Raw genomic sequence first — 593 nt, 5'->3', positions numbered from 1 at the left:
CTTCGTTAACACGCTCACCTTTACCGTGAGCCGTCATGGCTGCAAGGCGAAGTGAATGATTCAGAATGCGAAGCGCACCTGGTTTCTGCGCAATCTGCTGTAATAACTCCAGTTCTTTTTCGCCGTTAATCTGCCAGGCATCCGCAATAGCTTTTACATCGGCTTTTTTGGTTTTATTAATTGCAGTGCGCTTTGCAATACGGGAAAACAGACGGGCAAATTCAACCGTTCTGTTACCCCCCGTCATATTTGAATAAACCCGGTGATTTCCCATCAGCACAAGGCCAATACGGGTTGATTCCTGTAACAGGCGGAGTTCTTCCAGAACTTCGGCACCAAGATGATCAGCTTCGTCGATGATAACCAGCCCCTGTGTACCTTCAAGGCGACGTCGCAGGGCGCGGGAGAGCGGCCCTTTACGGCGTGGTGCGTCATTCATTCCCAGCTCAAACGCCAGTTCAGTAAGACATTCCAGAACGCTGGCACAGGATGGCGTAATGGTGATCATCCAGACATTGTTATTGGTGCGGCGATATTCACGGGCCGCTTCGGTTTTGCCCACACCAGGATTGCCACATACAACAGCAATACTT

Annotated in this window: 1 protein-coding gene; it reads right to left on the bottom strand. The window is 50.4% G+C overall.

Features of this window, described 5'->3' with window-relative positions; translation table 11 throughout:
- Window positions 1-593 (bottom strand): AAA family ATPase (locus tag AC0L3J_RS37270; RefSeq protein ID WP_473350416.1); only part of this gene is annotated, 593 nt, incomplete at both ends.

It is taken from the genome of Bradyrhizobium sp. Kon37, from assembly GCF_055807535.1.
Note: the sequence above shows the minus strand (reverse complement) of the source record. Positions and strands in the feature narration are given on the sequence as shown.